Here is an 8,370-nt window from a genome sequence, read left to right on the forward strand (position 1 = left end):
TTTCCGCTTTTAACGAGAAAATCCGCGTTCATAATGATTCATTTCGACTAGATTTAAAATATATTCATAGTTGTCAATTTCACGTTTTAGTTGTTCACGTTCTTTTTCAGATAGTGTCATATTGCTAAGTTTTTTACATAAGTTTTGTTTCTTTAATTCTAAATGTTTTTTTGTAGCATCATAGTCATAGGTATGTTTCATTTTTAACCACTCCTTCTTTGTAGTTGCTATATTATACGAAGTATAAAGAAAAGTGAGATCTGTCTCTTATGTACTTTTAGTGAATATTCAAATTGCAATGGTGTTATGTTTATGGGGATGTATGAATAAAATGCACTAAACCACTAACGTCCATTTGATGAAGTAAGGGGTGGAATTGTGCAGAAAGATATAATGTATAACACTGAAATGGATGAAGCGTTAAAAGTTATAGATAAAGGATTGAATAAGACGACAAGCCCAAAACAGATTATTGTAGTGGGAGCTGGTATGGCTGGGTTAGTTTCAGCCTCTTTATTAAAGGCTGCAGGACATGATGTGAAAATTTTTGAAGCAAATAACCGGGTAGGTGGCCGTATAGAAACGGTTAGAATGGAAGATACCGGATTATATTTAGATGTTGGAGCAATGAGGATTCCATATTCGCATACATTAACGATGACATATATAAGAAAATTTGGGCTACAGGTGAGACCTTTTATTAATAGGAATGAGACGGATATTATATACGTAAATGGACGGAAAACGACGTTAAAACAATATGAAAAAGATCCAAGTATTCTAAGATATCCTGTGGAAATGAATGAAGTTGGAAAAACGTCAGAGGAATTATTATTGTTAGCGGTACAGCCCATTATAAATTTTATAAAAAAGAACCCAGAAAAAAATTGGGACGTTGTAGTAAAGGATTTTGGAAGATACTCTACTGGGCAATTTTTAAAGTATCATCCTTATCAGTATAATACTTACTTTTCGCCAGTAACAATTGAGATGATTGGTGTTCTATTAGATTTAGAAGGTTTTTTGGAACGATCGTTTGTAGAGACTTTACGCTTTCTATACATTATGCAAGAGGAGAGCGGATTTTGTGAAATTGTGGGCGGGAACGATAGATTGCCAAAGTCATTTTTACCGCAATTAGAAGAGAATATTATATATAATCAAAAATTAATGAAGCTACATCAACACGATAATGGTGTGACAGCTTTCTATCGGAACGAGGAAACTTTTGAATATAGTAGTATTACAGGAGATTTAGTTATTGTTACCATTCCGTTTTCGACAATGCGTTTTGTAGAAGTAGATCCGTTTGATTCTATATCTCATGAAAAATGGAAAGCAATTCGTGAATTACATTATATGCCTGCGACGAAAATAGGAATTCAATTTAAAAGCCGATTTTGGGAAGAACAAGGACAATTAGGCGGCAGAATTATAACAGATTTGCCAATTCGTTATGCCTATTATCCAAGTTATGGAATTGGGCAGAAAGGACCGGCTATGATGTTAGGTAGCTATACATGGTCTTATGACGCGTTGTTATGGGATGGTTTATCAAAAGGTGATCGTATTTATTACGCATTACACAACTTAGCAACAATATTAGGTGGTCAAGTGTATGATGAGTTCATATCTGGAATATCAAAAAGCTGGACATTGGATCCGTATGCGCTTGGAGGATTTGCACTTTTTCAAGCAGGTCAAGAATCTGAGTTGCAACCAGCGATTGTCAAACCAGAGGGGAGAATATTCTTCGCTGGAGATCATACAACGCTATATCACGGATGGATTCAAGGTGCGATTGAATCTGGAATTCGTGTAGCGGTGGAAGTGAATGAGTAAAAGGTTTTCAATTCAGAAAATTCTTTACTATATAACTTGAGATGGATATTATTATATATAAAAGAAATATAGGGAGTGTTTACAGTGAATCCGTTATTATTCGATTTTCCTTCTGAATTTTATACTGACAGGCTTTTTATTCGAATGCCGAAACCAGGAGATGGTAAAGTTGTATATGATGCAATTCAGGCTTCAATAGAAGAACTAAAACCTTGGATGGTGTTTGCACAAAAAGAGCAAACAGAGCAAGAAGTAGAAGAAAGTATTAGAAAATCACATATTCAATTTTTGCAACGTGAGGATTTAAGATTACTAGTATTTTCGAAAGAAACAGGTGAATTTATTGCTTCAGCCGGATTACATCGTATTAATTGGGATATACCTCAATTTGAAATCGGATATTGGATTGATACAAGGTTTAGCGGAAAAGGCTATATGGTAGAGGCTGCGAAAGGTATAACGGATTACGCTTTTTCTGAATTGAAAGCAAACCGTGTAGAAATTCGTTGTGATTCTTTAAATAAGAAGAGTAGAGCGATACCTGAGAAATTAGGTTTTAAGTTAGAAGGTACGTTAGAAAGTGCGAGTGTTGCGGTAGATGGAAACGGATTAAGGGATATGTGTGTATTTGCCATGACTAGAAATACATATGAAAAAGAAGAGCTGTAAGAAAATAGCTCTTCTTTTTATGCATTATGGTACAGGATGTCCATTAGAGCTTTCGAAAATTGTAAACCATTGTTGACGGTCTAAGTTAACTTTTGTAGCAAGAGCGGCAGTTTTTACGCGATCTAATTTACCAGAGCCAACGATTGGCATCATATTAGCTGGATGAGCAAGTAACCAAGCATACATAACCGTATCGATATTAGAAACACCTAGCTCAGTAGCAACTTTTTGCACAGTTTCGCGTACACGTACAGCACGTTCTGATTGACCAGTAAAGATCTCACCACCAGCAAGAGGTGACCAAATCATTGGATTGATTCGTTTTTCTTGGCATAAGTCAATTGTTCCTTTTTCAAAATGCTCAAGCTGCAATGCAGAAACTTCAATTTGGTTCGTAATAAGTGGAAAATCTAAGTACGAATTTAACATATTAAATTGTGAAGGTAAGAAGTTAGATACACCGAAGTGACGAACTTTTCCTTCTTGTTTTAATTGTGAAAAGGCTTTTGCCACTTCATTTGGATCCATAAAAGGATCGGGACGATGAATAAGTAATACGTCAATATAATCTGTATGTAAATTTTTAAGTGATGCTTCTACACTTTGTATAATATGCTCTGTACTAGTATTGTAGTGAGCAACATATCGTTCTGGAAATTTCGGTGATGGGGGAGCGATTCCACACTTTGTAATAATTTGCATGTTTTCTCGTAAGGAAGGCTTTAATTGTAAAGCTTCGCCAAATAACCCTTCACACGTATATGCGCCGTAAATATCAGCGTGATCAAAAGTAGTAATTCCCATATCCATACAATCTTCAATGAAAGAAAGTAATTCTTGTTTTGTCATATTCCATTCTGCTAAACGCCAAAATCCTTGAATAATACGAGAAAATTCTAGCGTTTCAGCCATTTGAACTCGCTCCATTATAAGTACCCCCTTGATGAATAATAATGTTTTGAAAAGGCTTTCTTACTACATATTATTATATAGTTAATTAGGTGTACAGACAATAAATATGTTTTGCTATAAAAACGATTTTTTCTATCATGCCTTTCGAGAGGACTCCCATCTCTAAACGTAAATGAAGGTGGTGAGGTGAATCGAAAGAAATATTTTATTTTTGAGAAAAAATGGAAACATATGTTCTTTTTTGCTATAATATCCTTAACAAGAAGGTGAATAAAATGGCAAAAGAAAATCCATCAAACTATAAAACTCTTCAAATCTGGATAAAAAAAGGGCATCGTATGTATTCTTATTTTCAAGAATGTTGTCATAACGCTAAGAATATGTACAACACCACAAACTTTTATATACGCCAGGTGTACACTGGATTAACACAAGAAAAAGAGTTGCAGCCTTTGCAAAAAGAAGTTCTGGATAATATTCATAAAAATATTGGGAAGATGAATGACACACAACGTCTTGCCTATCGGAAGAAATTGGAGAAAGAGAAAGTAAAGCCTAAAGAAGAACAGAAAGAGATTACATGTAATTTGTTTTCAGAACCTAATTTTGAAAAACCTTATGTAGATTACAACTTTCTAGATGCACTATTTAAGGCTATGATTCAAAATGATTATCGAGCTTTGCCTACGCAATGTAGCCAGTCCATCATGAAAGGTTTGTTCCAAAATTGGAAATCTTTTTTTGCTAGTTTAAAAGACTATAAAAAGAATCCAAACAAATATGATGGAATGCCTAGGATTCCAAAGTATATTCGTTCTTCTGAAAAAGAGATTCTGTATACAAACCAAGATTGCATCATTAAAAACGGTAGATTTTTAAAGTTTCCAAAGACGAAATTGCAATTAAATATTGGGAAACTAGGTTTCACTGAAGGTAAACTGAAACAAGTTCGTGTGATTCCAAAATACAATGAATATGTAGTGGAATTGGTAATTGATGTTCCTTCTGAACAACAAATGATTGAAGAGAATGCTCGTTATATGAGTATTGATTTAGGGATTGATAACCTTGCAACCATCGTAACAAACACAGGTATGAAACCTGTCCTTGTTAAGGGCAAACATGTCAAAAGCATAAATCAATATTACAACAAAATGAAGAGTCATTTTACAAGCATTCTTAGAAATGGAAAACAAACGAATGAAGGACCTTTTACTTCTAAAAGGATAGAAAAACTTCATCAAAAACGTTACTTGAAAATAAAAGACGTCTTCCATAAAGTTAGTCACCACATCGTAAAACTAGCTCAAGAAGAAGAAGTTTGTAAAATCGTTATTGGTCAAAACAAAAGTTGGAAACAAGAAACGAATATGGGAAAAAGAAATAACCAATCGTTTTGTCATATCCCACATAATTTACTGATTCAAATGATTACATACAAAGCAAATGCTGTAGGCATTCAAGTTGTTGTAACTGAAGAATCATATACATCGAAAGCAAGTTTTCTGGATAACGACTTCATTCCAACGTATGGAGAAAATGACCAAAATACAACTTTTTCAGGAAAACGAATAAAGCGCGGTATATATCGTTCAGCAAATAAAACTTTAATTAATGCAGATGTAAATGCTGCGGCTAACATTTTACGAAAAGTAATTCCAAATGCATGGACAAATGGGATAGAGGGGTTAGGCGTGAAACAGCTCGCTAATGTGTTAACTCCCCTGACGTTAATCGTCCGTTAGGTCGAAACGTTAGAAACCCCCACTTCAAACTTTGTTAAGTGGGGGAGTGTTCATATGTTATAATGTAGAAACATATAGCTATAAGGAGATGTACGAAATGATTCCAGTAACAATATTAACTGGTTTTCTTGGATCGGGGAAAACGACATTATTAAATCGTATTTTATCAGAAAATCACGGTAAGAAATTAGCGGTGATTGTAAATGAAATAGGGAAAATTGGCATTGATAATCAGTTGATTATGAATGTGGAAGAAGAAATTATGGAAATGACAAATGGCTGTTTATGCTGTACTGTACGTGAAGACTTACTTGTTGCTTTAAAACAGTTATTGGACGTAAAAGCAGAAGGGAAAATGGATTTTGATGGTTTAGTAATTGAAACGACTGGCCTTGCAAATCCAGGCCCGATTATTCAAACATTCTTTTTAGATCCAGTCATCCAATCTGCTTACCAAATTAACGGTGTTGTAACGGTGGTAGATAGTTATCATATACATAAACATTTTGAAAAAGGATTAGAAGCAAAAGAGCAAATTGCGTTTGCTGATGTTGTTTTAGTAAATAAATTAGATTTAATTGAAGAGAATGAGAAAGAAAATCTCTTGCATGAAATTCAAGGAATTAACCCGACTGCAAAGTTAATTGAGGCGACTAACTGTGAGGTAGATATACCATCTTTATTACAAATCCAAACGTTTAAAACGAGAGATACGTTGCAAATTTACCCTCATAAAGAACATAACCACTTAGAAGGTGTGAAATCATTTGTATTACGTGAAGAACGTCCGCTGGATTTACAAAAGCTTAATGAGTGGATGTCAGCTGTCGTGCAAGAGCTAGGGGAATATTTATATCGTTACAAAGGAATTTTATCGATAGACGGAGTAGATAAACGTATCGTTTTCCAAGGTGTACATACGTTATTTGCTGCTTCGTACGATAGAGAGTGGCAAGAGGGCGAAGAGCGAGTAAGTGAAGTAGTTTTTATCGGAAGAGATATTAATAAAGAGTGGTTCCAAGAACATTTCGAGGAGTGTGTGAAATAAGTCTGCGTAAATTGTAGGCTTATTTTTTATGAGCATTCTATTAGATTGCAAAACAGAATTAAATAAGGGAAAGAAACTAAAAATTGATGACTGTATAATAAAAAGCCTGTTTTCACAGGCTTGTATTTTCGTCTATTAGTAACTCCATTACAACACCTACAACTGGACCTTCATCATCAATATCCCCATTTAAGCGGAAACCAAATGATTCATACAGTCCCATTGCAAGTTTGTTGTCTGGATGTAAACTTAAGTAAATTATTTTACATTCAAATTTTTCTTGTAAGAATTGAATAAGTAAGCGAAGGAAACGTTTTGCGTATCCTTTTCCTTGATATTGTTGGTCAATCATAAAGCGATCGAGCCATACACTTTTATGTTTTACTGAATACCATCCATACATTGCGTATCCTACAAGTGTTTCGCCATCATATAAACCTACTGACGTTCCGTTTCCTTCATATAATGATTCTGCTAAAGAAAACGCGTTACTTTCAATAAATTGTTGCTGATCTTTTGCGACGTCTAAAGCAACTACTGAACGCCAATTTTTTGCTGTTACTTCACAAATGTGAAGATTCATAATTCCAACTCACCTTCTAAATTAATATAGCTTTCAAGCTAATATGGATAATTTTACTTGTTATTTTGGTCAAGTCAAGGATAAATACATAAAAAGGCAGCTGAATAACAGATTCAGCTGCCTAGAAAATATAATGGATTAGTTTGTTGCTTCTTTCAATGTATTTACGTTTTCTTCCATTAAAGTGAAGTAATCTTTATTATTTTTTGCATCATCTTCAGAAATAGTAGCTAAGTGATTTAAGCGTAAAACTTTTGTACCAGTTTCTTTTTGAATTACGGATGCTACTTTTGGAGTAGAGAACGTTTCGAATAAAATATATTTTAGATTATGTTCTTTTACTGTTTTTGTAATGTCAGCAAGCTGCTTTTGAGATGGTTCATCAGAAGCTGAAATTCCAGCGATAGGAATTTGTTTTAGGCCGTATCGTTGTTCCCAGTAACCATAGGCAGCATGAGAAACTAAAATTTCTTTCGTTTTTGCGTTCGCTACAGCTGCCTTAAATCCATCGTCTAAATCAGTAAATTTAGTTTGAAGTGCTGCAAAGTTTTTTTCGAATTCTTTTTTATGTTCAGGTTGTAATTCTACAAGTGCATTTTTAATTTTTTCTGCTTGTTTCATTGCTAGAGTAGGATCTAACCAAACATGTGGGTCTTTATCGTGATGATGTTCATCTTCTTTATGGCCATCTCCATGATCATGATGCTCTTCTTCAGTAGAAGCACGAAGCTCAATACCTTTAGATGCATTTACAATTTTAACATTTTCTTTTTGTAATGTTTTTTCCATTTTTTCAGCAAATGGTTCTAATTCAGCGCCGTTATAAACAAATAAATCGGCTTTTGCAACTTGTACTGTTTGTTTTTGACTTGGTTCAAATGTATGTGAATCTGCACCAGGTGGGTAAATTGCTTCAACATTTACATAGTCGCCACCAATTTTCTTTGCGAAATCAGCAAGTGGGAAAATCGTTGTATAAACTGTTAGCTTTCCATCTTTCTTGGCATTACTTTCTTTTTTATTTGAGCAGCCAGCGAAAATTAAGGTAAAAATAAGTAAGAATGAAAATATAGTCAATCTTTTAGGCATGAAGTTCTCCTCTTTTCTTTTTTACGGATATATTTTCCCCAATTATAGAAGAAAAATATCATTTTAATACAAAACGGAATAATTACGTTTTAGTTTGCGAACTTAGTATAATACATCTTTAATAAAGTTGCAATAAATAATAATCATTCCGATTTGTTTTTGTTATAAAGTTGTCAAATATAGGTGTATTATTTTTGCAAATGCATGCATATGTGACAACGCTGTTTTCATATATTGAAAAGGAGGTAAAGAGGGGGATGAGCGCTTGGGTTACTTAATGGAAGCTATTTTATTAATATTAGCGGTAGTATTGCCATTATCTTTCGTATTAATTTTTTTAAGAAGATTAATAAGTAATTTAGGGGACGCTACACACATCCATCAACTTAAGGTATATTTTTAAACAAAATGCGGTCTTTCCATATAGTTTTTTATTATCTTTTGTAGATTTTATAAAAGCGGGCATATCAAATAAACCCTGA

General features: G+C 33.8%; 8 protein-coding genes. 4 read left to right on the forward strand and 4 right to left on the reverse strand.

Annotated elements, in window-relative coordinates:
- Nucleotides 1–9: 9 nt before the first annotated feature.
- Nucleotides 10–201 (reverse strand): DUF3896 family protein, encoded by a 192-nt coding sequence (locus MR168_RS22415; protein ID WP_000683359.1) that lies wholly within the window; start codon nucleotides 199–201, stop codon nucleotides 10–12.
- A 177-nt stretch (nucleotides 202–378) separates the two neighbouring features.
- Here MR168_RS22415 and MR168_RS22420 point away from each other — a divergent pair, with 177 nt between their 5' ends.
- On the forward strand, nucleotides 379–1,842 hold the full coding sequence (locus MR168_RS22420; protein WP_001168130.1) for a flavin monoamine oxidase family protein: 1,464 nt from the start codon (nucleotides 379–381) through the stop codon (nucleotides 1,840–1,842).
- Nucleotides 1,843–1,926: 84 nt separating this feature from the next.
- Entirely contained in the window at nucleotides 1,927–2,511 is a 585-nt protein-coding gene (locus MR168_RS22425; RefSeq protein WP_001068736.1) for a GNAT family N-acetyltransferase, read from the forward strand.
- 24 nt (nucleotides 2,512–2,535) lie between these two features.
- Here MR168_RS22425 and MR168_RS22430 read toward each other — a convergent pair whose 3' ends face one another.
- Complete coding sequence (locus MR168_RS22430; protein ID WP_049107628.1) at nucleotides 2,536–3,438, reverse strand: aldo/keto reductase; 903 nt, start codon at nucleotides 3,436–3,438, stop codon at nucleotides 2,536–2,538.
- A 260-nt stretch (nucleotides 3,439–3,698) separates the two neighbouring features.
- Here MR168_RS22430 and MR168_RS22435 point away from each other — a divergent pair, with 260 nt between their 5' ends.
- Both MR168_RS22435 and MR168_RS22440 read left to right on the forward strand, forming a co-directional pair.
- Nucleotides 3,699–5,168, forward strand: coding sequence for an RNA-guided endonuclease InsQ/TnpB family protein (locus tag MR168_RS22435; protein WP_049107629.1), 1,470 nt, complete (start codon nucleotides 3,699–3,701; stop codon nucleotides 5,166–5,168).
- A gap of 97 nt (nucleotides 5,169–5,265) precedes the next feature.
- Nucleotides 5,266–6,216, forward strand: coding sequence for a CobW family GTP-binding protein (locus MR168_RS22440; protein WP_086412131.1), 951 nt, complete (start codon nucleotides 5,266–5,268; stop codon nucleotides 6,214–6,216).
- Between the two features lie 112 nt (nucleotides 6,217–6,328).
- Here the strand turns inward: MR168_RS22440 and MR168_RS22445 are convergent, their stop codons facing one another.
- Both MR168_RS22445 and MR168_RS22450 read right to left on the reverse strand, forming a co-directional pair.
- On the reverse strand, nucleotides 6,329–6,799 hold the full coding sequence (locus MR168_RS22445; RefSeq protein ID WP_001048677.1) for a GNAT family N-acetyltransferase: 471 nt from the start codon (nucleotides 6,797–6,799) through the stop codon (nucleotides 6,329–6,331).
- 138 nt (nucleotides 6,800–6,937) lie between these two features.
- Entirely contained in the window at nucleotides 6,938–7,888 is a 951-nt protein-coding gene (locus MR168_RS22450) for a metal ABC transporter substrate-binding protein (RefSeq protein ID WP_001126148.1), read from the reverse strand.
- Between the last annotated feature and the right edge of the window lie 482 nt (nucleotides 7,889–8,370).

The sequence above is a fragment of the Bacillus cereus group sp. BfR-BA-01356 genome, from assembly GCF_022663635.1.
Classification (GTDB): Bacteria; Bacillota; Bacilli; order Bacillales; family Bacillaceae_G; genus Bacillus_A; species Bacillus_A cereus.